Origin of the sequence: Pseudomonas songnenensis (assembly GCF_003696315.1) — a bacterium.
Lineage (GTDB): Bacteria > Pseudomonadota > Gammaproteobacteria > Pseudomonadales > Pseudomonadaceae > Stutzerimonas > Stutzerimonas songnenensis.
On the sequence record NZ_RFFN01000004.1, the window covers coordinates 214803 to 237986 of the forward strand.

23 protein-coding genes are annotated in these 23184 nt (G+C 61.5%); 11 read left to right on the forward strand and 12 right to left on the reverse strand.

Translation table 11 applies throughout. The annotated features are described in order from the left end of the window. Positions 1 to 43: 43 nt before the first annotated feature. Entirely contained in the window at positions 44 to 1459 is a 1416-nt protein-coding gene (locus tag EA798_RS13220) for an MltF family protein (RefSeq protein WP_122099258.1), read from the forward strand. On the opposite strand, the gene EA798_RS13225 is transcribed toward EA798_RS13220, so the two are convergent. The 5 genes from EA798_RS13225 to EA798_RS13245 form a co-directional block, all read right to left on the reverse strand. Further along, positions 1456 to 2478, reverse strand: coding sequence for a lipase secretion chaperone (locus EA798_RS13225; RefSeq protein ID WP_122099259.1), 1023 nt, complete (start codon positions 2476 to 2478; stop codon positions 1456 to 1458). The two genes, EA798_RS13220 and EA798_RS13225, sit on opposite strands and share 4 nt — an antisense overlap. Before the next feature lie 66 nt (positions 2479 to 2544). Further along, entirely contained in the window at positions 2545 to 3480 is a 936-nt protein-coding gene (locus tag EA798_RS13230; RefSeq protein WP_122099260.1) for a triacylglycerol lipase, read from the reverse strand. Between the two features lie 311 nt (positions 3481 to 3791). Next, entirely contained in the window at positions 3792 to 4289 is a 498-nt protein-coding gene (greB, locus tag EA798_RS13235) for a transcription elongation factor GreB (protein ID WP_122099261.1), read from the reverse strand. Positions 4290 to 4328: 39 nt separating this feature from the next. Next, the gene (locus tag EA798_RS13240) at positions 4329 to 6833 is read right to left on the reverse strand and encodes an ABC transporter permease (RefSeq protein ID WP_122099262.1); all 2505 of its coding nucleotides are present in this window, start codon (positions 6831 to 6833) and stop codon (positions 4329 to 4331) included. Next, the gene (locus EA798_RS13245; RefSeq protein WP_106154972.1) at positions 6830 to 7516 is read right to left on the reverse strand and encodes an ABC transporter ATP-binding protein; all 687 of its coding nucleotides are present in this window, start codon (positions 7514 to 7516) and stop codon (positions 6830 to 6832) included. Before EA798_RS13245 ends, EA798_RS13240 begins: the two co-directional genes overlap by 4 nt. An 11-nt stretch (positions 7517 to 7527) precedes the next feature. Between EA798_RS13245 and EA798_RS13250 the strand changes: the two genes are divergently transcribed. The 3 genes from EA798_RS13250 to EA798_RS13260 all read left to right on the forward strand — a co-directional run bounded on the left by EA798_RS13250 (position 7528) and on the right by EA798_RS13260 (position 9490). Then, positions 7528 to 8133 (forward strand): arylesterase, encoded by a 606-nt coding sequence (locus tag EA798_RS13250; RefSeq protein WP_106154971.1) that lies wholly within the window; start codon positions 7528 to 7530, stop codon positions 8131 to 8133. A 43-nt stretch (positions 8134 to 8176) separates the two neighbouring features. Then, positions 8177 to 8458, forward strand: a complete 282-nt coding sequence (locus tag EA798_RS13255) for a hypothetical protein (protein WP_122099263.1) — start codon at positions 8177 to 8179, stop codon at positions 8456 to 8458. A gap of 66 nt (positions 8459 to 8524) precedes the next feature. Further along, complete coding sequence (locus EA798_RS13260; RefSeq protein WP_106154969.1) at positions 8525 to 9490, forward strand: L,D-transpeptidase family protein; 966 nt, start codon at positions 8525 to 8527, stop codon at positions 9488 to 9490. Positions 9491 to 9553: 63 nt separating this feature from the next. Here the strand turns inward: EA798_RS13260 and EA798_RS13265 are convergent, their stop codons facing one another. Beyond that, on the reverse strand, positions 9554 to 9808 hold the full coding sequence (locus tag EA798_RS13265; RefSeq protein WP_003294452.1) for an Lpp/OprI family alanine-zipper lipoprotein: 255 nt from the start codon (positions 9806 to 9808) through the stop codon (positions 9554 to 9556). A gap of 388 nt (positions 9809 to 10196) precedes the next feature. On the opposite strand from EA798_RS13265, the gene EA798_RS13270 reads away from it, so the two are divergent. Next, positions 10197 to 10490: a GNAT family N-acetyltransferase gene (locus tag EA798_RS13270; RefSeq protein WP_122099264.1), complete on the forward strand. Its 294-nt coding sequence runs from the start codon at positions 10197 to 10199 to the stop codon at positions 10488 to 10490. Positions 10491 to 10519: 29 nt separating this feature from the next. On the opposite strand, the gene EA798_RS13275 is transcribed toward EA798_RS13270, so the two are convergent. Further along, the gene (locus EA798_RS13275) at positions 10520 to 11596 is read right to left on the reverse strand and encodes a 3-deoxy-7-phosphoheptulonate synthase (RefSeq protein WP_106154967.1); all 1077 of its coding nucleotides are present in this window, start codon (positions 11594 to 11596) and stop codon (positions 10520 to 10522) included. A gap of 261 nt (positions 11597 to 11857) precedes the next feature. Here EA798_RS13275 and EA798_RS13280 point away from each other — a divergent pair, with 261 nt between their 5' ends. After that, on the forward strand, positions 11858 to 12814 hold the full coding sequence (locus EA798_RS13280; RefSeq protein ID WP_122099265.1) for a putative 2-dehydropantoate 2-reductase: 957 nt from the start codon (positions 11858 to 11860) through the stop codon (positions 12812 to 12814). A gap of 167 nt (positions 12815 to 12981) precedes the next feature. Next, a complete protein-coding gene (gene cysB, locus EA798_RS13285) occupies positions 12982 to 13956 on the forward strand; it encodes an HTH-type transcriptional regulator CysB (RefSeq protein WP_122099266.1) in 975 nt (324 codons plus the stop codon). A gap of 83 nt (positions 13957 to 14039) precedes the next feature. Here cysB and EA798_RS13290 read toward each other — a convergent pair whose 3' ends face one another. Then, positions 14040 to 14774 carry a phosphoadenylyl-sulfate reductase gene (locus EA798_RS13290; RefSeq protein ID WP_106154964.1) on the reverse strand — a complete coding sequence of 245 codons (735 nt, stop codon included), beginning with the start codon at positions 14772 to 14774 and terminating at the stop codon, positions 14040 to 14042. A 190-nt stretch (positions 14775 to 14964) separates the two neighbouring features. On the opposite strand from EA798_RS13290, the gene thrH reads away from it, so the two are divergent. After that, positions 14965 to 15582 carry a bifunctional phosphoserine phosphatase/homoserine phosphotransferase ThrH gene (gene thrH, locus EA798_RS13295; RefSeq protein WP_106154963.1) on the forward strand — a complete coding sequence of 206 codons (618 nt, stop codon included), beginning with the start codon at positions 14965 to 14967 and terminating at the stop codon, positions 15580 to 15582. 36 nt (positions 15583 to 15618) lie between these two features. Here thrH and pabB read toward each other — a convergent pair whose 3' ends face one another. Genes pabB through rloA form a run of 4 tightly spaced genes read right to left on the reverse strand, consistent with a single transcriptional unit; the run spans position 15619 to position 20079 of the window. Beyond that, a complete protein-coding gene (gene pabB, locus EA798_RS13300) occupies positions 15619 to 16965 on the reverse strand; it encodes an aminodeoxychorismate synthase component I (protein ID WP_122099267.1) in 1347 nt (448 codons plus the stop codon). 58 nt (positions 16966 to 17023) lie between these two features. Then, entirely contained in the window at positions 17024 to 18007 is a 984-nt protein-coding gene (locus EA798_RS13305; RefSeq protein WP_106154961.1) for an alpha-L-glutamate ligase-like protein, read from the reverse strand. A 3-nt stretch (positions 18008 to 18010) separates the two neighbouring features. Beyond that, complete coding sequence (gene rloB, locus EA798_RS13310; RefSeq protein ID WP_122099268.1) at positions 18011 to 19537, reverse strand: osmotic stress tolerance membrane protein RloB; 1527 nt, start codon at positions 19535 to 19537, stop codon at positions 18011 to 18013. 5 nt (positions 19538 to 19542) lie between these two features. Next, positions 19543 to 20079 carry a retropepsin-like aspartic peptidase RloA gene (gene rloA / locus EA798_RS13315; RefSeq protein ID WP_106154959.1) on the reverse strand — a complete coding sequence of 179 codons (537 nt, stop codon included), beginning with the start codon at positions 20077 to 20079 and terminating at the stop codon, positions 19543 to 19545. Positions 20080 to 20347: 268 nt separating this feature from the next. Between rloA and EA798_RS13320 the strand changes: the two genes are divergently transcribed. The 3 genes from EA798_RS13320 (at position 20348) to prpC (ending at position 23181) form a co-directional block, all read left to right on the forward strand. Beyond that, positions 20348 to 21073: a GntR family transcriptional regulator gene (locus EA798_RS13320; RefSeq protein ID WP_106154958.1), complete on the forward strand. Its 726-nt coding sequence runs from the start codon at positions 20348 to 20350 to the stop codon at positions 21071 to 21073. Next, entirely contained in the window at positions 21070 to 21957 is an 888-nt protein-coding gene (prpB, locus tag EA798_RS13325) for a methylisocitrate lyase (RefSeq protein WP_106154957.1), read from the forward strand. The genes EA798_RS13320 and prpB overlap by 4 nt, the downstream gene beginning before the upstream one ends. Positions 21958 to 22053: 96 nt before the next feature. After that, entirely contained in the window at positions 22054 to 23181 is a 1128-nt protein-coding gene (prpC, locus tag EA798_RS13330) for a bifunctional 2-methylcitrate synthase/citrate synthase (RefSeq protein WP_122099269.1), read from the forward strand. The last annotated feature ends 3 nt before the right edge of the window (positions 23182 to 23184 follow it).

Genomic DNA, 23184 nt, shown 5'->3' on the forward strand with positions numbered 1-23184 from the left:
ACCGCGTTAGCGTTGTCTGCGTCTTCAGACCGGTGCGTTCTCGATGCCACGATTGCTGCCACTTCTGTTCTGCCTGCTGCTGGCTTTCATGCCGGGGTTGGCGAGCGCGCGCGTGGCCGGGCCGGAGGTCTGGCAATCGACCGACAAGGTACGTGATCTGGCTGAAATTCGCCGCAGTGGTGTACTGCGGGTGCTGGTCAACCAAAGTCGTAACAGCTCCGGTGAGATAAAGGGCGAGGCGATAGGGGTCGAATACGCGCGACTGCGGGCCTTCGAGCAGCACCTGAATCGTGACGCCGCCTCCGGAAAGGCGATCACCCTCAAGATCATTCCCAAAGCCAAGGATCAATTGCTCGGCGCGCTGCAGCGCGGCGAGGGCGATCTGGTCGCGCCCGGCGAACTGCTGCCGCTAGCCGGTATGAAAGGCATCAGTCGCAGTAGGCCGGTGGTTCGCGACGTGTCGCTGGTGCTGGTCGGCCGTCAGGGCGGGCCGCGCTATCAGCGTCTGGAACAGCTGTCCGGGCGCAGCCTTGCCTTGCCGCCGGGCAGCGCCGCGGGACCGGCATTGGCGAGGCTGAACAAACAGCTCATGGAGCGCAAGCTGGCACCCATCGTTGCCGAGTGGGTCGATCCGACGCTGGCTGTCGAAGATGTGCTGGAGATGGTGCAGGCCGGAGTCTACCCGGCGACTGTCGTCGAGCAGACCATTGCGCAGCGCTGGGCCAAGGTCATGCCGAAGCTGCGCATCGAGCAGAACCTGAGTCTTGGCGACAAGGCCAGCATGCACTGGTTCGTGCGCAAGGACGCCAGCATGCTGCGCGCTAGCGCGGACCGGTTTCTAAAGGATTTTGCCTTGCCGGCCAACCAGGATGCAGCCTTCGAGCGCGTCTACCGGCGTCTGTACAAGGTGCAGTATCCCCTTGACCGGCTTGGTCGGCAGCGTCTGGAAAAGGTCCGCCCAACCCTGCAGCGCTACGCCGAGCAGATCGAACTGGATTGGCTGAACCTTGCTGCGCTGGCGTTCAAGGAGTCCACGTTGAACCCGGCTGCGAAGGGGGCTGGCGGCGCGACCGGGCTGATGCAGGTGACGCCCGCTACAGCCCGCGCGATGGGCGTAAGCAACATTCAGCAGTTGGATAACAACGTGCAGGCCAGTGCGAAGTATCTGGCGAACATCCGTCGTAACCACTTCGCCAGCCCGCGGCTGAACGAACGCGAACGCATGGCGTTCATTCTCGCCGCCTACAACCTCGGGCCGCAGCGGGTGCAGAGCATGCGCGCCGAGGCCCGTCGACGGGGCCTCAATCCGGACCAGTGGTTCTTCCAGGTCGAGCGAATCGCCATGGAAACCGTTGGCATGGGCGTGGTGGGTTACGTCAACAGCGTCAACAAGTACTACCTGGCCTACCATCGCGAACGCTATCTGCTGGAGGCTGACCGCAAGACCGCGGCCAACTAGCGCTCCGCGTCACCAGTTCGCCCCTGCTGAGCGACGGCAAGCAGGCGCAGACGCTCGCTGGCATTGAAATGCTGCTCCTCCAATCGCTCGATGGCCGCTTGCCGCTCGACATCGTCCAGGCCGCGACTCGCCTCGATGCTCGCCCGTGCCTGCTGGTAGGCTGTGACGCGTTGCTGCCACTGCTGGCGCTGGCGGTCCAGAGCATCGAGCCTGTCGGCTGCAGCGCTGCCTACCAGCTGTTGGCGTAGCTGCCGGACCTGCTCAGGCCCCGCGCCACTTTGCACAAGCGCATCGGTTTGCTCCCGCAGTTCGGTTTGCAGTTGCGGCACCAACAACTCATGCAGCTCAGCCGGCAGGCTGGCGCGCAGCTGATCGATGGCGCGGCCCTTGGCGTCGCTGTCCAGTCCTTGATCGAAGCGAATCGCCAGGCGCTCCAGGCTGAAACGGTCATAGGCCTCATCGATCGCAAAAAAGGCCTGGTGAACCTCGGGGTCAAGCACCCGTGCGCGCAACGCCTGCACTGCATGCAGGCGTTGACGCAATGCCGACAGGTCCGGTGCGCGGGCATAAGTTTCTTCAAGTTCAAGTAGTTGCTGCTTGTAGCTCAGATATTGGTTGAGAACTGAAAGTGCCTGGCCGCGGGCGGGTTCCGCCAGTTCTGCGGTGATGTGCTGGCGCAATCGCGCGATGCTGTTCTTGAGCGGCTCCTCGCCGATCGCAGCCAGAAAGTAATCGAAAAGCTGGCGCATCTCGGCACCGATGATGAGGTTGCCTGCAGCGTCTACGCGGAGTTGACCATCGACCTGGGTGCCCTGGAATGACGTCGGCAACGTCGCCGAAACCTGCGGCTGCGGTTTGCTCTTCGTTGCTTGGCCGACCGGTGTGACGCTTGCCGAGGGCGCTGAAGCGGTAGGAGCAGGTTGCTCGGCGATCGGGGTCGGTGCGGTGGCGGATCGGCTCAGGATGACAGTCAGGCTCAGCCCAACGGCCAGTACCAACAGAAGGATGTATCTGCTCATGAAAGTGCCCAGCGGTGAAGGCCGGGGATCATCGATCCCGGCCTGGGTACGTGAGTGGATGTACGGCTACAGACCAGCGTTCTTCATTCGATTCGCGTGCTGGCGATAGACGCTGACCGGATCGGTTTCGAACAGGCTGGTCAGCCCCATGAACTGGTTGACCTCGTCCAGGTGATTCATGCGGTAGTTATCGCGAATCACCATGCCCAGATGCGAACTGCAGCGCCCGACCAGACCATCGTTGGGTCCGCTGAATGCCAGTGAGCCGGCACCCATCATGGCGTCACTGATATCCAGTGCATTGGTCAGCGGGCTGGTGCCGCTCCACGAGTAGTAGTGCACGCCATTGACCTTGTAGGCCCCCTCACCGCAGGCCGTCGTTGGAATGCCCTGCGGGAACTTGGCATTGAAGCGGGCGGCACCCTCACTGTTGAGCGATTCCAGTGAGCCCAGCGAATCCTGCGGAGCGCTGCTGGAGCTGCCGGAAAGGAAGTTGATGAACGTGCCCATGGCGTTCACCAGACCGGCGACTATTGCCTCGCCGGAAGACCCTTCGGGAATCTTGCGGATCAGGTCGGCGACGTCCGAGCCTTTGTGCGGGGCGCCGACACTGGTTACCGAGGCAATCAGGTCCGGTCGAACTCCAGCGACATAGCGCACCGTCGGACCGCCGTGACTGTGGCCGATCAGGTTGACCTTCGGTTTGCCGCTGATCGCGACGATCTCCTCCACCTGCGCCAGCAGCTCTTCGCCGCGCAGCTCGGAGGTATTGAGCTGGCTGACTTCCGTCACGTAGACCTGGGCACCGTCCCGGCGCAGTGCTTTCGGGATGCCATACCAGTAGTCGATGCCGAGCAGACTGTCGAACCCGAGCATGCCGTGGGCAAGCACGATCGGATACTTCGTAGCGGTGTAGCCGCTGCCAGAAGCAGCGTAAGCCTGACCGGTAAATGCCAAGGCACTACCGAGACAGAGGGCGAGCAAGGTTTTGTTCTTGTTCATGGACGCACTCTTCGAATGTGAATCGGGCTTTGGGCAGTCCCTTGCCGTTCACCGCGCCGGGGCGCGTACTGCGCCTGGGCTAGCGCAGCATTCGTGCCAGAACCGCAGCGTAGCGCCTCGGGCGCTCTAGCTTGCGAAGTTCGGGAGGAGTGATGTCGCAGTGAGATCAACGCATCGCAATCCGGCTGTTACCAAGCGAAACGCTGCATTGGGTTGGAAGGTGATAGATGCGCTTTTTTTTTGATTTTGCAGAAATTAAACCGCATGATCGCAGCAGATCGTGACTTTATGTTCAAATTTGGACTGATCGGTCATTGGTAGTCGATGGCGACCACGTACCAAAGCCTGGTGCCGGTAGGGGTCTGCACCTGAACCTCCGCATCGAGCGCCTTGCCCACCAGCGCACGCGCGAGCGGGGAGTCGATGCTGATCAGCCCCTGGCGCAGATCCAGTTCATCCGGGCCGACGATTCGATAGCGGGCCTCTTCGCCGTCTTCGTCCTCCAGCGTCACCCATGCGCCGAAATACACCTTGTTCGGGTCGCTAGGGCGCTCGCCGACCACCTTCAACTTTTCCAATCGCTTGGTCAGAAAACGCACGCGACTGTCGATTTCGCGCAGCATCTTCTTGCCGTAGGTGTATTCGGCGTTCTCCGAACGGTCGCCCTGTGCGGCCGCTTCACTGACTGACTGCGTCACCTGCGGTCGTTTGACGTGCCAGAGTTCGTGCAGCTCGGCGCGCAGTCGGGCTTCGCCTTCAGGCGTGATCAGCGGCGTGCCGGCTGGGCGGGGTGGGCGGTAGCGGCTCATGGGCTTCGAGACCTTGCGAAAAGCGCCGATTGTAGCGCTTCAGCTTTCGCGCAGTACGGTCAGCGGGCTGGCATTGAGTGCCCGCCGTGTACCGATCAGCCCGGCGCCGCCCACCAGTAGCGCGCCAATCAGCGGCAATACCAGCAACCAGGGATGCGGCTGCCAGCGCAGGTCGAACGCGTAGTGATAAAGCAGAGCGCTAACCAGCTCGCAACCGAGCGCGGCCAGCAATCCACTGGCGGCGCCCAGCAGGCCGAACTCGGCGCGGCGCGCGCGCAGCAGCAGTCGTCTTTCCGCACCGAGCGCCCGCAGCAGCGCGCCCTGGCGGATGCGTTCATCCAGCGTTGCCTGCAGGCCGGCGAACAGCACTGCCAGCCCGGCGGCCAGCACGAACAGCAGCACGTATTCCACCGCCAGCGATACCTGCGCGAGGATGCTGCGCAACTGAGCCAGCAGCGCCTCGACCTGGAGCAGAGTCACCGACGGGAAAGCGCGGGCCAGCTCCACCAGTTCGCGCTCCTTGCCGGGTGGCAGGTGGAAGCTGGTCATGTAGGTGGCGGGCATCCCCTCGAGCGTGTCTGGCTCGAAAATCATGTAGAAGTTTGGCTGGAAACTGTCCCAGTTGACCTCGCGAAGGCTGGTGACACTGGCTTCGCGGGTCAGCCCGCCGATCGTGAACGAAAGGCGATCACCGAGTTTCAATTGCAGGCTTTCGGCGAGTTCGGCCTCGACGGATACGCCGGGCACGTCAGTCGCTTCCTGCTCGGTCCACCACTGGCCGGCAACCAAGTGGTTGTCCTTCGGCAGGTCGGCCGCCCAGGTCAGGCTCAGATCACGGCGGATCGCCCGTTCGCCTTGGGACTCCTTGCTGACTAATTGGCGGACCGGCTCGCCGTTGATGGAAATCAGCCGGCCCGGCACCACCGGATACAACGGTGCAGCATGGCTGGAAAGTGCAGCGATGCGTTCGGCAAAGGCATCCTTCTCGGCGGGAAGCACGTTGAGCACGAAGTGATTGGGCGCGTCGTCGGGGAGCTGGTCCTGCCAGGTGTCGAGCAGCTCGCCACGTAACAGGGCGATCAATGCCATGGCCAGCAGGATCAGGCCGAAGGCAAGGGCTTGTCCGGCTGCGGCCAACGGATGGCGCAACAGTTGCCCAAGCCCGAGACGCCAGCTCAACGAGGCTCCGGCCAGCAGGCGTCGCATGCCCTTCAGCCCGAGCAGCAGCAAGCCGCCCAGCAGCAGCGTGGCGAGCAGGCCGCCGCCAAGCAGGGCCAGCGTGATCTTCAAATCAAGGCTCAGGCGCCACATGATCAGGCCGAGGGCGAAGATCGCGGTGCCGTAAACCAGCCAGGCGCTTGGCGGTACGGGCAGCATGTCGCGGCGTAGCACGCGGAGCGGTGGCACACGACCCAGGGCAGCCAATGGCGGCAGGGCAAAGCCGGTCAGCGCTACCAGGCCAGTCGCAATGCCCGCTGCAGCAGGCCAGACGCCGCCGGGTGGAATCTCCTGTGCCAGCAGGTCGCGCAGAAGAAAGAACAGTCCGTGCTGCGCTGCCCAGCCAAGCAGGGCGCCCGCCAAGCTGGCCAACAGGCCGAGCATGGCAAGTTGCAGCGTGTACAACAGCAGGGTGTCATGGCGTGACAAGCCCAGGCAGCGCAGCAGTGCGCTGGCATCGAAGCGGCGGGCGGCGAAGCGGGCAGCGGAGAGGGCGACCGCGACCCCGGCCAAGAGGATCGCGGCGAGACTGGCCAGGTTCAGGTAACGCTCGGCCCGGCCAAGCGCACCGCCGATCTGTCGATTGCTGTCATTGGCCGTTTCGATGCGCTGGTGTGCCTGCAATCCGGCCTGGATTGATTGCTGATAGGCGGTCAGCGTCGCCGTCTCGCCGCGCCACAGCTCGCGATAGCGGACACGGCTGCCCGGCTGCACGACACCCGTTGCCGCCAGATCGTCCAGGTGCATCAGCACGCGCGGCGTCAGGCTATAGAAGTCGCCGACGCGATCCGGCTCGTAGGTCAGCACGCGGGTCAGACGCAGCAGCTTGCTGCCGACCTCGATGCTGTCGCCGATCTGCAGATCGAGCGCAGCGAACAGTCGAGCCTCGGCCCAGGCTTCGCCGGGCGCAGGGCCCGGCCCTGGCTGTTCGGCCTCATAGGGTTGAGCGGCGCTGCGCAGTGTGCCTCGCAACGGATAGCTGCTGCTGGCCGCCTTGACACTTGCAAGCTGCAGGTCCTGGTCGGTGGCGATGACGCTGGAAAACTCGACGACCTGTGCGTGATCGAGCCCCAGCTGCTTGCCGTCGTCTATCTGCTCCGGCGAGGCGGGCGCACTGCCGCTCAGTACCATGTCGGCGCCGAGGAATTCGCTGGCGCGCAGCAGCATTGCATCATTCAGGCGCGCGCCGAAATAGCCGATCGCGGTGCTTGCAGCGACCGCCACCACAAGGGCAAAGAACAGCACCCGCAGCTCGCCTGCTCGGGCGTCACGCAACAGCTGGCGATAAGCCAGGGCGAACAGGCGCGCTTTGGGCATGCGCATCATTCGGCTGTCTCGGCAGCAATCTGCCGTCCGCCTTCGAGGCGAATCATCCGATGGCAGCGCTTGGCCAGGCGTTCGTCGTGGGTCACCAGCACCAGCGTGGTGCCGCGTTCACGGTTGAGCTCGAACAGCAGCTCGGTGACGTGCGCACCGGTGTGGGTATCGAGGTTGCCGGTCGGCTCGTCGGCAAACAGCACGTCCGGCTCGGCGGCAAACGCGCGGGCCAATGCGACACGTTGCTGCTCGCCGCCCGAGAGTTGGCGTGGATAGTGAGTCAGACGCTCGCCCAGACCAACCCGGCCCAGCAATTCGGTTGCCCGCTCGCGCGCATCGCGGCGGCCGTCCAGCTCCAGTGGCAGCATGACGTTTTCCAGGGCGTTCAGGCTGTCCAGCAGCTGGAACGACTGGAAGACAAACCCGACGTGCTCGGCGCGCACTCGTGCCCGCTGGTCTTCATCGAGCGCCGCAAGCGCGTGGCCGGCCAGGTGCACCTCGCCAGAGCTGGGCAGATCCAGCCCTGCCAGCAGGCCCAGCAGGGTGGATTTGCCTGAGCCGGAGGTGCCGACGATCGCAAGGCTGTCCCCCTTGGCCAGCTGTAGCGAGAGGTCGGCCAGGATGCTCAGCTCGCCTTCCGCGCTGGGTACCACTTTGTTAAGGTTCCGGGCGTCGAGAATGTTGCCGCTCATGAGGGGATCCGATGCGTAGTTGGCTGAAGTGCGGGGCTCTGGTTCTGCTGTGCTGGGCTCAGGGAGCGCTGGCCGGAACCGTACTGGTGGTCGGCGATAGTATCAGCGCCGCTTTCGGCCTGGAAACCAGCCAGGGCTGGGTGCATCTGCTGCAGGAGCGGCTGAGGGAGGAGGGGAAGGAGTGGCGCGTGGTGAACGCGTCGATCAGCGGCGACACCACGGCTGGCGGGCTCGCGCGGCTTACTCCGTTGCTTGATGAGCACGCACCTGCGGTGGTCGTTCTGGAGCTGGGTGGCAACGATGGCCTGCGCGGACAGTCGCCGGTGCAATTGAAACAGAATCTTGCCGAGATGATTGACCGCAGCCGAGACGCTGGAGCCGAAGTGCTGCTGTTGGGTATGCGTATGCCGCCGAACCTCGGGCAGCGTTACACCCGCGCTTTCGCTGATGCCTTCGACTCGCTCGCCGCGGAGAAGCCAGTGGCTTATGTACCGTTCCTGCTGGAGGGTGTCGGTGGCGTTGCGGGGATGATGCAGGCTGATGGCATTCATCCGACGGCGCAGGCGCAGACTCAGTTGCTGGAGACGGTCTGGCCAGCGCTCGAACCCTTGCTTTGAGGCGTGTGCGCAGCTACTGTCGCGCCCTCGATTGGAGCCTCAGATGTCGCGCTCAGCCAGGACCCTTTACGCTTATCGACTCATCGTGCCGGACGAGCAGTACGACATGTTCGCCTGCCGCGAAAATCGACTGCATCTGGCGTTGCGTCAGCTTGAGCTGAGCGGCAATGCGGACCGTACCCTCTGCGGTGGTCTGCTGCCAGCCCAGCCTCGCTGGAAGGAGCTTGAGCGCGCCACATTGAAGGATCGGCAACTGTGCCCGAGCTGTCGGCAATTGCTGGATGCCCGACGCAAGGGCCTTCCGTCTGCCGTTGCGGCCTGGTAGCTCAATTTTTCACCAGTTCAAGTACAATCGCCTCATTTCCACAGCCCACGTTTCAAGGATCTCTGAATGCCCTCGCGCGCGTTTGCAGTCGCCTCCTGTTTGTCATTCGCTGCTTTGCTTTCGGCAGGCACCAGCGCGGCCCTCGAGCTGCCGTTGCCACCCGAGGGCGAGGACATCGTCGGTCAGATTCAGGTCATCAAGGCCAAGTACGAAGACACCTTCGCAGCCATTGGTGAAACCCATGATCTCGGTTATCTGGAGCTGGTTGCGGCCAATCCGGGCGTCGATCCCTGGTTGCCGGGCGAGGGCACCGACATCATCCTGCCGACCCGCTTCATCCTGCCGCCGGGGCCGCGTGAAGGAATCGTGATCAATATTGCCGAATACCGCCTGTACTACTACCCGCAAGGTAAGAATGTGGTGCATACCTTTCCGCTTGGAATCGGGCGCGAAGGATGGGGCTCGCCAGTCGGCAACACGCGTATCTCAGCGATGACCAGCAACCCGGCCTGGTACCCGCCGCAGTCCATTCGTGACGAGCACGCCGCCGATGGCGATCCGCTGCCGACGGTGGTTCCGCCGGGCCCGGACAACCCCCTGGGACCGTACAAGATGAGCCTCGCGCTTCCCGGTTACCTGATCCATGGCTCGAACAAGAAGTTCGGTATCGGTATGCGCGTGAGCCACGGTTGCTTCCGTATGCTCAACCACAACGTGCTCGAGCTGGCGAAGATGGTGAAAGTCGGAACGCCGGTGCGTATCGTCGACGAGCCGTACAAGTTCGGCGTGAGCGAGGGCAAGGTCTACCTGGAAGCCCATGCACCTCTGGAGGATGGCGAACAGAAGACGCTCACCCTAATGGACAAGCATGCGGTCGTCATCAATACGCTGCTCAAGCGTGACGAAGCGGCCGGTAAGCTGCATCTGGACTGGGAAATGGTCCGCGAGATCATCGCCGGTGAGGATGGCTTGCCGATTCAGATCGCGGAGCAGCGGACAGAAGTGGCCGTCCATGAGGAGCAGTTGTTCTAACTGTTTTTCTGGGTGAAATAAAAAAGCCGACCTTGATGGTCGGCTTTTTTATTTTCTACAAGCTTACTTGCGGCTGGCGCGTTCCAGCATACGCAGAGCACGCTCGTTGGCTTCGTCAGCAGTCTGCTGAGCCTTCTGAGCGGCGGCCAGAGCTTCGTCGGCCTTGCTGTACGCTTCGTCAGCGCGAGCCTGGGCGCGAGCAGCGGCGTCTTCGGTCGCGGTCAGGCGAGCTTCGCTTTCTTTGGTCATGCTGTTGCTGCAACCGGTAGCCAGTACTGCGGCCAGAGCCAGAGCAGAGAATTTCAGAACGTTGTTCATCTTGTTCCCCTTAAGGTGGAAATCCATAAAGCAACTTCCGTTATGGAAAGTTTGCGCGCACATACTACCTATAACTTAGCTTAAGTAAACTGAGCTGGCTGCGGTACTACAGTTTTTTTTTCAAACCGCCTTTGCTTTAGCTCTCATCTCCGCAAGTTGGATAAAAAACATCCAGCGAGCCCGGATTACATGGCGTCCTAGTTGCCAGATCCGCCTGCCAGTCAAAAGTTCCAGCCTCGGCGTGCACAAATAATGCGCAACAGGAGGCTGGTCGAATCGGAGCGAAACAGGTAGAAAAGACACCTGTGTATGTTTGGGTTACGGATAGCGCGATCTGCCGCAGCCCACCGAGAACAAGAAGACAGGGCGATCCTGCTGAGGAGTCGAAATGAGCGACACGGTGCGCGTCCGCCATGATCTGGCTGGTCATCGCTTCGAGGCCGATATCGATGGCCACTGCGCCTACCTGGCGTACATGGACCTGGGCAAGCAAACGCTGGATATATACCGTACCTTCGTGCCTGACGCCCTGCGCGGGCGGGGAATTGCTGCAGTCCTGGCTCAGCATGCGCTCGATTATGCCGAGCAGGAAGGGTACCAGGTCATTCCGTCATGCTCCTATGTCGAGCGCTATATCGAGCGAAACCGGCTGAAGCCGGAAGACACCTGCTCGAAAGCATAAAAAACGCCGCAGAGCGGCGTTTTTTTGTTTCAGCCGCGCTGCCGTTTGGGCAGAACGTCCTTGAGCTTGTCGTGCATGCTCATGACCGCTTTCTCGGTGGTGTCCCAGTCGATACAGGCGTCGGTGATGGACACGCCATACTTCAGATCGCATAGGTCTTTCGGGATCGCCTGGTTGCCCCAGCCAAGGTGGCTTTCGACCATGAGCCCGACGATGGAGTTGTTGCCCTCCAGGATCTGGTTGGCGACGTTGTCCATAACCAGCGGCTGCAGCGCAGGGTCCTTGTTCGAGTTTGCATGGCTGCAATCGATCATGATGTTCGGGCGGATACCCGCCTTGTTCAGTTCCTGCTCGCACAGCGCGACGCTGACCGAATCGTAGTTAGGCTTGCCATTGCCGCCGCGCAGCACCACGTGACCGTAGTTGTTGCCCTTTGTGGTGACGATGGAGACGCCGCCGGACTGGTTGATGCCAAGGAAGCGGTGCGGGCTGGAAACCGACTGCAAGGCGTTGATCGCAACGGTCAGGCTGCCGTCGGTGCCATTCTTGAAGCCAACGGCCGAAGACAAGCCTGAAGCCATCTCGCGGTGCGTCTGTGATTCGGTGGTGCGGGCGCCGATGGCCGACCAGCTGATCAGATCCTGCAGATACTGCGGTGAAATGGGGTCGAGTGCTTCGGTCGCGGTCGGCAGGCCCATCTCAGCCAGGTCGAGCAGCAGCTTGCGGCCGATATGCAGGCCATCCTGGATCTTGAACGAGTCGTCCATGTACGGATCGTTGATCAGGCCTTTCCAGCCAACGGTGGTGCGTGGCTTCTCGAAGTAGACTCGCATGATCAGAAACAGGCTGTCCGATACCTTCTCAGCCAGCACCTTCAGGCGCTCGGCATATTCATGGGCGGCCTTCAGGTCATGGATGGAGCAGGGGCCGATCACCACGAACAGGCGGTGATCCTTGCCATCGAGAATGTCGCGGACCACCTGGCGACCGTGGGAAACGGTTTGCAGTGCGGAGGCGGTCAGCGGAATTTCACGCTTCAGTTGCTCCGGCGTGATCAGGGTCACGTTGGAGGCAACGTTGAGGTCGTCGATCGGTAAATCAGCCATTTGTTACTCGTCAGGAATCACGGGAGCCGTCCGCCAGCGATCCCGGTGCGGCGGAACATAGCCTGAGGGCGCAGCGGGGAAACGGAACCTTAGCGCTAAAGGGCTGGCTCGACAACGAGATTGATGGCCTATTGAGGCGATCGGCACGCTGCGCCTGGAGTAACAGGAGTGGGCGCTGTGCCAGGCATTGCCGGGCTGCTATCGTTCGAGTTTTCAACTGGTTGGCGCCGGGTGCGGCCAACCCATGGATCTGGAGTGCGTATGTCTGCAGCAAGTCCACGTATCGGCATCATTGGTACCGGTGCCATCGGTGGTTTCTACGGCGTGATGCTGGCTCGCGCCGGTTTCGATGTGCATTTTCTGCTGCGCAGTGAGTATGCCGCGGTCCGGGAGCGAGGGCTGCAGGTCAACAGCGCCGTGCATGGTCCACTGCTGCTTGCCCAGCCTCAGGTCTATTGCGACCCGGCGCAGATGCCCGCGTGCGACTGGCTGCTGGTCGGCGCCAAGAGCACCAGCAACGATGCGCTGGGGTCCATCATCGCGCAGCTGGCGGCGCCGGGTTGCAAAGTTGTCGTGCTGCAGAACGGGTTGGATGTGGAGGATGCGATCAGGCCGTACTTACCTGAAAGTGTGCACCTGCTGGGCGGGCTGTGCGCGATCTGTGCTCATCGCTCGGCGCCAGGGGTGGTTGAGCATCAGGCCCTGGGCGGGGTGAACCTCGGCTATCACTCCGGACCCGCGGACGATGATGCGCAAGCACAGCTCGCCCTGCTGAACGAGATGGTTGAAATGTTCCGCCAGGCAGGCGTGGATTCATCCGCCATGCCCAGTCTGGCGCAGGCGCGCTGGATGAAACTGGTGTGGAACGTACCGTTCAATGGCCTCTCGGCACTGCTCGACGCAGGTACTGAGGCGTTGCTCGGCAATGAAGACTCGCGTTCGCAGGTCAAGGCCATCATGCAGGAAGTTTGCGCAACGGCGCAGGCGCTGGGACATGCGATTCCGGAAGATTTCGCCGAAAAGCTCCTGATCGGCACCGCACGCATGCCTGATTACCTACCCAGCATGTACCACGATCGATTCCAGTGCCGTCCGATGGAGCTCGACGCCATCTATGCAGCCCCGCTTGATGCTGCTGATCGCGTGGGTGTGGCCATGCCGAAGACGGAATTGCTGTACCGCACGCTCCGCTTTCTGGAAACGCGCTCCCACGGATGACAAGGACGCAAAATCGGCGTCCGCTGCGCAGCTCGCTTGCTCGCTGAGCCAACCAGACCAAAGGTCGCACAGCAAAAATCAGACGGAAGGCCTATCATCAGAGGCACACCGTTCATATGGTTATAAGTGCGGCAGGCGCAGCGGTGCCTTTGCCTTGAGGGATTTCTATGAAGCTTCAGCAACTGCGTTACATCTGGGAAGTGGCGCACCATGACCTCAACGTTTCGGCAACCGCCCAGAGTCTGTTTACCTCTCAGCCCGGTATCAGCAAGCAGATTCGTCTACTGGAGGACGAGTTGGGCGTCGAGGTCTTTGCCCGTAGCGGCAAGCATCTGACCCGGGTGACGCCCGCTGGGGAGCGCATCATCACAACCGCAGGTGAAATCCTGCGCAAATGTGAAAGCATCAAGCAGATCGCCCAGGAGTTCTCCAACGAAAAGAAGGGCACCCTGAGCATCGCCACCACCCACACCCAGGCGCGCTATGCGTTGCCTCAGGTGATCAGCAGTTTCATCAAGCAATACCCTGACGTTTCCCTGCACATGCACCAGGGTACGCCGATGCAGATTGCCGAAATGGCCGCCGACGGCACGGTTGATTTTGCGATTGCGACCGAGGGACTGGAGCTGTTCGGCGATCTCGTCATGATGCCCTGCTATCGCTGGAACCGCTGCGTGATCGTGCCTCAGGGCCACCCGTTGGCGAAGCTCGACAAGCTCACTCTGGAGGCACTGGCCGAACACCCGATCGTTACCTACGTGTTTGGCTTCACCGGGCGCTCCAAGCTCGACGAGGCATTCGGCCATCGCGGGCTTGTACCGAAGGTCGTGTTCACCGCGGCCGATGCCGACGTGATCAAGACTTACGTGAGGCTCGGGCTCGGTGTGGGCATCGTCGCGCGTATGGCAGTCGATCCCAAGCTGGATGCTGATCTCGTCGTGCTCGATGCCAGTGAGTTGTTTGAATCCAGCGTGACCAAGATCGGCTTCCGTCGCGGCACCTTCCTGCGCGGCTTCATGTGCGACTTCATTCAGCAATTCGCCCCGCATCTGAATCGCGACATGCTGGAGAAGGCCATTCAATGCCGCAACAAGGTGGAGCTGGATGAGTTGTTCGATGGCATGGAACTCCCCACCTATTAATCGCTGACGGCCAGGTCGGGACTACGCGGTCCCGACCTGCGGCAGGTCCATGTCTCGCGCTCGTGATCGACGCAGTCGAACCGTCAGCTCTTGGCGATCAGATTGCCGGCGTGAAGGCCGCATTCCTTGTGGGTTGCTTCCTCCCACCACCAGCGGCCTTCGCGTTCATGCTGGTTGGGCAGTACCGGCCGGGTGCACGGCTCGCAGCCAATGCTGATGAAGCCGCGCTCATGCAGGCTGTTGTAGGGGATCTCCAGCATGCGGATATAGCCCCAGACTTCTTCGCTGGACATTTGCGCGAGCGGGTTGAACTTGTACAGGGTGTTTTCCGGGGTAGAGAACGCAGTATCCACTTCCAGTACAGCAACTTGGCTACGCGTACCAGGGCTTTGATCACGACGCTGGCCGGTAGCCCAGGAGCGGACGGTCGCGAGCTTGCGCCGCAGTGGCTCGATCTTGCGAATGCCACAGCACTCGCCGTGACCGTCGCGGTAGAAGCTGAACAAGCCCTTTTCATTGACCAGTGGCTGCAGCAGTGCCGGGTCCGGCGTCATGATTTCGATAGCGATGCCGTAGTGCTCGCGGACCTGCTCGATGAAGCGGTAGGTTTCACTGTGCAGTCGGCCGGTGTCGAGGGTGAATACCTTGACGTTCTTGTTCAGCTTCCAGGCCATGTCCAGTAGGACCACGTCCTCGGCGCCACTGAAGGAGATCCACAGATCATCGCCGAACAGATCGAAAGCGAGCTTGAGTATGTCTTGGGGAGACTTATCGGCGTAGGCGGCAGCCAACGTGGCGACATCGATGGATTGGCTCATCAGGCGGCTTCCTTATGGTTGCATCGGCGCTTTGGCGCTCTGAGGCGGCGGATGGTAGCAAAAGGTATTTATGCCGCTAAATAACCTTTAGATGTCGTATTCAGCCGTTTCGGGTATAAGCCTTGCGTTGCTTCGGTCGCGCGCTGCCGCTAGAGTGCCGCCTTCAATTTTCTGCATTGAGGAGTGGCCCGTGGAAATAGCCTGTCTCGACCTGGAGGGTGTGCTGGTTCCGGAAATCTGGATCGCCTTTGCCGAGGCCACCGGAATCGAATCGCTCCGGGCCACCACGCGGGACATTCCCGATTACGACGTGCTGATGAAGCAGCGCCTGCGCATTCTCGATGAGCATGGCCTGAAGCTCGCGGATATCCAGAAGGTCATCGCGACCCTGAAGCCGCTGGAAGGCGCATCGGAGTTCGTCGACTGGCTGCGCGAGCGCTTTCAGGTGGTGATTCTCTCCGACACCTTCTATGAGTTCTCGCAACCGCTGATGCGCCAGCTGGGCTTCCCGACGCTGCTCTGCCACCGCCTGATCACCGACGAGACCGATCGCGTCGTGGATTATCAGTTGCGCCAGAAGGACCCCAAGCGTCAATCGGTCATCGCGCTGAAGAGCCTGTATTACCGCGTGATCGCTGCTGGTGATTCGTATAACGACACCACCATGCTCAGCGAAGCCCATGCCGGCATCCTGTTCCATGCGCCGGACAATGTGATCGCCGAATTCCCGCAGTTCCCGGCAGTGCATACCTTCGACGAGCTGAAACAGGAATTCCTCAAGGCGTCGAATCGCAAGCTGTCGTTCTGAGCCGGTGAGGTTGAGCGACTGGCTACGCTGGTCGCTCTAGCTTGGCAGCTGCTCCAGGGTTTGCAGCAGCACCTTCACCTTGTCGATCGATTCTTGGTATTCCGCCTGCCAGTCGGAATCGGCGACGATGCCTCCGCCGCCCCAGCAACTGACTTGTCCGTCCCGGATGAGCAGGGTGCGAATGGCGATGGAGCTGTCCATTTCGCCCCTTACGTCAATGTAGAGCAGCGAGCCGCAGTAGATGGCGCGGCGCGTTGGCTCAAGTTCGTCGATGATTTGCATGGCGCGGATTTTCGGCGCACCGGTGATCGAGCCACCCGGAAAGCTGCCCGCCAGCAGATCGAACGCATCGCGATGATCGGCCAGCTCTCCGGTCACGCAGCTCACCAGATGATGCACGTTGGGGTAGCTTTCCAGGGCGAAGAGCTCCGGCACGCGCACGCTGCCGATCCGACAGCTGCGGCCCAGGTCATTGCGCAACAGATCGACAATCATCAGGTTCTCGGCGCGGTCTTTTTCGCTGGCAAGCAAGGCTTGGGCTTGTTCGGCATCGCTTTGCTTGTCCTCACCACGTGGTCGAGTGCCCTTGATCGGGCGGGTTTCCACGCGGCCCTGGTGCAGGTGCAGAAACCGCTCGGGTGAGAGGCTGGCAATGGCGCCGTCATCCAGGGCGACGAAGCCAGCGAAGGGCGTAGGGCAGGCGTCGCGCAGCGCCCGGTAGGCTGCCCAGGCATCACCCGAGCATTCGGCGCGAAAGCGTTGCGTGAAGTTGACCTGATAGCAGTCGCCGGCCTGGATGTACGCCTGGATGCGCTCGATGCCGTGGCGGTAAGCGTCGATGGTCAGGTCTGCACGGAAACGGTCCGACAGCCGGAACGACGCGCTTTCGCCACTGGCCGCTGAATCGAACAGGCGTATCAGGCGCTCGCGCTCTGGATCGGCCAATGCCGGGTGGAACAGTAGCTGGCTGGCCTGCCGCTGATGGTCAGTGATCAGCGCCCAATCATAGAGGCCGAAGCGAGCCAGAGGCAGGCCGCTGTCGTCTTTGGCTTGCTGTGGAAGAGTCTCCAGGCGCGAGCCGAAGTCGTAGGTCAGAAGGCCGATCAGGCCCCCAGCGAACGGCAGTTCACTGTTGACAGGCAGTTCGGCATCACCGAGTTCGCGCAGCTTCTGGCGCAATCGCTGGAAGAATGCACGCCCCGACTCATTCTCGTCAGGCTCGAGCACGCTCAATGGCCAGGCACTGAGGATGTCGAAGCGTCCTCGCGTGGCCTTCGGTCTGCCTGAGTCGAGCAGGACGGCGCCCGGAGCGTGACGGATACGTTCGAACCAGTAAGCGGGGTCAGCCTTGTAGGGCAGGGGGTGCAACGTGCAGATGGGCATGGGTCGAATCGATGCAAGGGCAGCCCGTGAGGATACGCGGCTGCCCGGTTTGCGTCATTCAGGCATGTGGTGGGACGTGCCCGAACAATTCCTGAGAGAACTTCACGCGCTCTTCGGGCGTTTCCTGAATGCCTTTCTCTTTGAGCTCGGCCAGGCGGTTCTCGACGGCATGCGCTCGGTGGGTCAGGCCGCAATCGTTGGCAATCTGGATGTTCAATCCAGGGCGCGCATTCAGCTCAAGGATCAACGGGCCCTTGTCCTGATCGAGCACCATGTCGACACCGATATAGCCAAGTCCGCATAGCTCGTAGCAGCCGGCGGCGAGCTTCATGAAGCCGTCCCAGTTGGGCAGCTGCACGCCGTCCACCGCATTGGTGGTGTCCGGATGCTTGGTGATCTTGTTGTTCAGCCAGGTGCCACGCAGGGTAATGCCGGTTGCCAGATCCACCCCGACGCCGATGGCGCCCTGGTGCAGGTTGGCCTTGCCACCCGACTGGCGGGTCGGCAGGCGCAGCATGGCCATGATCGGGTAACCCATCAGCACGATGATGCGAATGTCCGGCACGCCTTCATAACTGATGCTCTTGAAGATCGGATCGGGCGTGACGCGGTACTCGATCAGCGCACGGTCGCGGTGGCCACCCAGTGAGTAGAGGCCGGTAAGGATGTTGGAAATCTGATGCTCGATCTCGTCGTGCGACATGATCTTGCCGGAAACCGTCTTGTAGCGACCTTCGAAACGGTCTGCGATCACCAGGATGCCGTCGCCGCCGGCGCCCTGGGCCGGCTTGACGACGAAGTCGGTGTGATCCTTGACGATGTCCTTGAGCTTCTCGATGTCCTTTTCGGTTTCGATGATGCCGTACATCTCCGGCACGTGAATGCCGGCTTCGATCGCGCGTTGCTTGGTGATGATCTTGTCATCGACGATCGGGTACAGATTGCGCTTGTTGTACTTGAGCACGTAGTCCGCGTTGCGGCGGTTGATGCCCATGATCCCCTTGGCTTCCAGGGCTTTCCACGTCTTGATCAGACCGAACATGGCTCAATCCTTCAGAAAGGCTTTGAAGCGGAACAGCTCGGTCAGGCGGTAGCCGCGGTAGCGACCCATCGCCAGCATGAAGCCCACCATGATCAGCAGCACGGCCGGGAAGGTGAAGATGAAGTAGGTCAGCTCCCGGATATTCATCAGCATGAAGGCCAGGCTGGCAGCGATCAGCGTGCCGACCGCGACCTTGAAGGCGTGGCTGCCGCCGCGCTCTTCCCAGGTGATGGACAGGCGTTCGATGGTCATGGTCAGGATCACCATCGGGAACAGCGATACCGACAGTCCGCGTTCGAGGCCGAGCTTGTGGCTGAGCAGGCTGATCACTGCGATCAGCACCACGACGAAGGTCAGCACCACCGACAGGCGCGGCAGCATCTGCAGTTTGAGGTGTTCCAGGTACGAGCGCAGCGACAGGCCGAGCGCGGTGATCAGGGTGAACAGGATGATGCCGAAACCGATCTGGGTTTCGCGGAACGCCAGTGCGATCAGCACCGGGGTGAAGGTGCCGAGGGTCTGCAGGCCGCCGAGGTTGCGCAGAATCAGGATCACCAGCACGCCGATCGGGATCATGATCATGATCTGATAGGTTTGCTGGGTCTGCAGCGGCAAGCCATAGAGGGAGTACTCGAGGAAACCGGCCTCGGTGTTCTCATCGGTCAGCTTGGCCAGGCGAATGGCGTTCATCTCGCTGTTGTTCAGTGTGAAGGTCACCTGCGGGTTGCGCCCGCCCTCCAGGCTGACCAGGGGCTCGTCGCCGGTCCACCAGACCAGGCGGTCATTCGGTAGACCCTGCTCGCCAGTGCCTGGGTTGAAGAACAGCCACTTGTCACCATTGAAGCTGCGCAACCACAGCTCCGGCGTCTGCGGCTGGTCGGCATTCAAGCGGATGGTGTGTACGCGCTCCATCGGCACATGGGCGATGGACAGCAGCAGCTCGATGACGCGGGCCTTGTTCGGGATGGAGGTGTCGCCGCCCAGTAGCAGCTTGACGTTGTCATCGTTGGGGTTGTTGACGCGCTTGATGGCCTCGCTGATGAAGGTCTCGACGTCGGCCGAATGCTGACGGATCGGCGAGAGCAGGGCTTCGGCAGCGATCTTTTCTGCGCCCTCGACCGGAATGCTGTCGCGGAAGATCGGGCCGGTGGCCTTGGTCTGTTCGCCGCTGTAGCGCTTGGTCAAAACCAGGCGGTAATAGAGTGTCTGGTTGCCGCTGGCGCGACGCGCGGACCAGGTCACACGGCGGTTGCCATCGACGCGATTGACGCTGACGCCATAGTTGTTGGAGATGAAGCTCTCGTTGAGGCTGACGAACTCCTGATTCAGCGGCGGCACGTACATCTGCAGCTTCACTGGTTCGCGCGGGCTGGCCTGGAACTCGACCTTGGCGTCGATGTTCCACAAATCATCGGTTTCGTCTTCGGTAACCGGGATGCCCAGTATGAAGATCTGGTAGGCGGTGATCGAAATTCCCAGGGCGACGAGCAGGAAGATCAGGACTTTCAGATGCAGAGTGAGAGCGCGCATGGGTATTACTCGTCAGCGTCAGATTCGTTGAGGCAACCGGGTTTGCCGGCAATAAAGGTGCGACTTGGGTCGACCAGGGCGCCGAAGCGGGTGAGCGCGTCGGAACCGATCAAAAGTGGGTATTGGAAAGCGGTACGGTCCGTGAGGTTCACTTCGATGGTGCGTTTAACCTTTCCCATGCACAGATCGAGCTCGATGACCGGGCGTGCCGTGTAGGTTTTTTCCTCTTCCGGGTCGTAGTCGCCGGCGCGGCGCTTGATCTTGCTGATACGCGCCAGCGGGCGTTCGATGGGATGAGCGTGAGCGCTGTCGACCGCCAGATAGAAGCGTACCCAAGATTCGCCCTTGCGCTTGAATCGCGTGATGTCACGAGCACTAAGTGATGCGGTCTGCGCACCAGTGTCGAGTTTGGCTTCCACTTCCAGACCGAAATCTGGCAGGCCGACGTTCTCGGTCAGGCCGTAGATCGTCTTGTTTCCAGCCAGGCTGGCGGTGGGCAGGGTCAATACGCAGAGCAGCAGGAAGAAGGCTTTAACTCTCATGGAACCTGTTGTCGTGAGGGAAGAGAAGAGGCGGCTGGGTACGGCGCTGATGCGGCAGGCGGGCGTCCACGGCGCGAAAGGCTGGCATTCTAGCATGCGTCTTTCCGCGCTACGCAACGGCGGCCGCGGCCTGGGCGTGGTCCGCAAGCGTCGAGAGTGGCCTCGTACGACTTTAGTAAGGGTGTCGACAATCCAGGGCTTCAAACTGTTGACGGGTTGGCTTGCCGGGCGTAGTTTCGCGCCATCGAAACCTGAATTGTCGACAATCATGCTGGATACCGTTGAACTTCCCCCATCCGTGCAGCAGCTTGACAGCGGAACACTGGCCGAGCACGTGTTCCGCCTGATTCAGGCCGCTATCGTCAAGGGCGAGATCGCACCGGGAAGCAAGATCTCCGAGCCGGAGCTGGCACGTACCTATGGCATCAGCCGCGGGCCGTTGCGTGAGGCGATTCACCGGCTGGAAGGGCAGAAACTGCTGGTTCGCGTGCCGCATGTGGGCGCGCGCGTGGTTTCACTGAGCCATGCCGAGCTGATCGAGCTCTATGAGATTCGTGAGTCACTGGAAGGCATGGCCTGCCGTCTTGCCGCCGAGCGCATGAGCGAGGCAGAGATCGATGATCTGCGACGGGTGCTGAGCACCCATGAACGCGACGAGGCGTTCCAGGCAGGCGTCGGCTATTACCAGCAGGAAGGCGATTTCGACTTTCACTACCGGATCATCCAGGGCAGCGGCAATCGCACGCTGGCCAAGCTGCTCTGCGACGAGCTTTACCAGCTTGTGCGCATGTACCGCATCCAGTTCTCGACCACACCGAACCGGCCGCACCAGGCCTTCGCCGAACACCATCGAATTCTCGACGCCATCGCCGAGCGCGACGGTGAGTTGGCGGAGCTGCTGATGCGGCGGCATATCGCCGCTTCCAAGCGCAATGTCGAGCGCCATTTCAAGGGCGCTCTTGAACAAACACCACACAAAAGGGGTAATGCATGACTCTTCCTTCTGCCGGTCAGCGTTTCCGTGACGCCGTGGCCAGTGAGCATCCGCTGCAGGTCGTCGGCGCGATCAATGCCAACCACGCTCTGCTGGCCAAGCGTGCCGGCTTCAAGGCCATCTACCTGTCCGGTGGTGGTGTCGCGGCGGGTTCCCTCGGGCTGCCGGATCTTGGCATCACCGGTCTGGATGATGTGCTGACGGACGTGCGTCGCATCACCGACGTTTGCGACCTGCCGCTGCTGGTGGATGTTGACACCGGCTTCGGCTCCTCGGCCTTCAACGTGGCCCGCACCGTGAAGTCGATGATCAAGTTCGGCGCCGCGGCGATCCACATCGAGGACCAGGTCGGCGCCAAGCGTTGCGGCCATCGTCCGAACAAGGAGATCGTCTCCCAGCAGGAAATGGTCGATCGCATCAAGGCGGCGGTGGATGCGCGCACCGACGACAGTTTCGTGATCATGGCGCGTACCGATGCGCTGGCGGTGGAAGGTCTGAACTCCGCGCTGGATCGTGCCGCTGCCTGCATCGAGGCGGGTGCCGACATGATCTTCCCCGAGGCGATCACTGAGCTGGCGATGTACAAGACCTTCGCCGATCGGGTGAAGGCGCCCATCCTGGCCAATATCACGGAGTTCGGTGCCACGCCGCTGTACACCACTGAAGAGCTGGCCAGCGTCGACGTTTCCCTGGTGCTCTACCCGCTGTCGGCCTTCCGCGCCATGAACAAGGCGGCGGAAAACGTCTACACCGCGCTGCGCCGTGACGGTACGCAGAAGAATGTGATCGACACCATGCAGACCCGTATGGAGCTCTACGATCGCATCAACTACCACGCGTTCGAGCAGCACCTAGACGCGCTGTTCGCCCAGAAGAAGAACTGACGAGCAGGTCCCGCCGGATTTGCCAGCGGGACCTTTGCGATCCATTTTTCAACGTGATTTTGCAGTATCCAGAACAAATCCAAGAAGGAGATAGCAATGGCTGAAGCAAAAGTACTGAGTGGTGCTGGTCTGCGTGGACAGATCGCCGGACAGACTGCCCTGTGCACCGTCGGCAAGACCGGCGCTGGCTTGACCTACCGCGGTTACGACGTACGCGATCTGGCCGCCGAATGCGATTTCGAGGAAGTTGCCTATCTGCTGTTCTACGGCGAGTTGCCAACTGCCCAGCAACTGGCCGACTACAAGAATCGTCTGAAAACCATGCGTGACCTGCCGCAGGCTCTGAAGGAAGTGCTCGAGCGCATTCCGGTAAATGCCCATCCGATGGATGTCATGCGTACCGGTTCTTCCGTGCTCGGTACCCTGGAGCCGGAAGTCAGCTTCGATCAGCAGCGCGATGTGGCAGAGCGGCTGATGGCCGCTTTCCCGGCGATCATGTGCTACTGGTATCGCTTCACCCACGATGGTGTTCGCATCAACTGCACCAGCGATGAAGACACGCTGGGTGGTCATTTCCTCGCGCTGCTGCATGACAAGAAGCCGAGCGACCTGCACGTCAAGGTGATGAACGTTTCGCTGATCCTCTACGCCGAGCACGAGTTCAACGCCTCGACCTTCACTGCCCGTGTCTGCGCCTCGACCCTGTCCGACCTCTATTCCTGCGTGACCGGTGCCATCGGTTCGCTGCGCGGCCCGCTGCATGGCGGCGCCAACGAAGCGGCGATGGACATGATCGAGCAGTGGAAGAGTCCGGAAGAAGCCCGCGAAGCGATCCTCGGCATGCTCGAGCGCAAGGACAAGATCATGGGCTTCGGCCACGCGATCTACAGCGTCTCCGACCCGCGCAACGAGGTGATCAAGGTCTGGGCCAAGAAGCTCGCCGACGAAGTGGGCGATACCGTGCTCTACCCGGTCTCGGTGGCCGTCGACGAAACCATGTGGGAGCAGAAGAAGCTCTTCCCGAACGCCGACTTCTACCATGCCTCCGCTTATCACTTCATGGGCATCCCCACCAAGCTGTTCACGCCGATCTTCGTCTGCTCGCGCGTTACCGGCTGGGCGTCCCATGTGTTCGAACAACGCAGCAACAACCGGATCATTCGGCCGAGCGCCGAGTACATCGGTCCGGAACAGCGCAAGGTTGTCCCGATCGCCCAGCGCTGATCG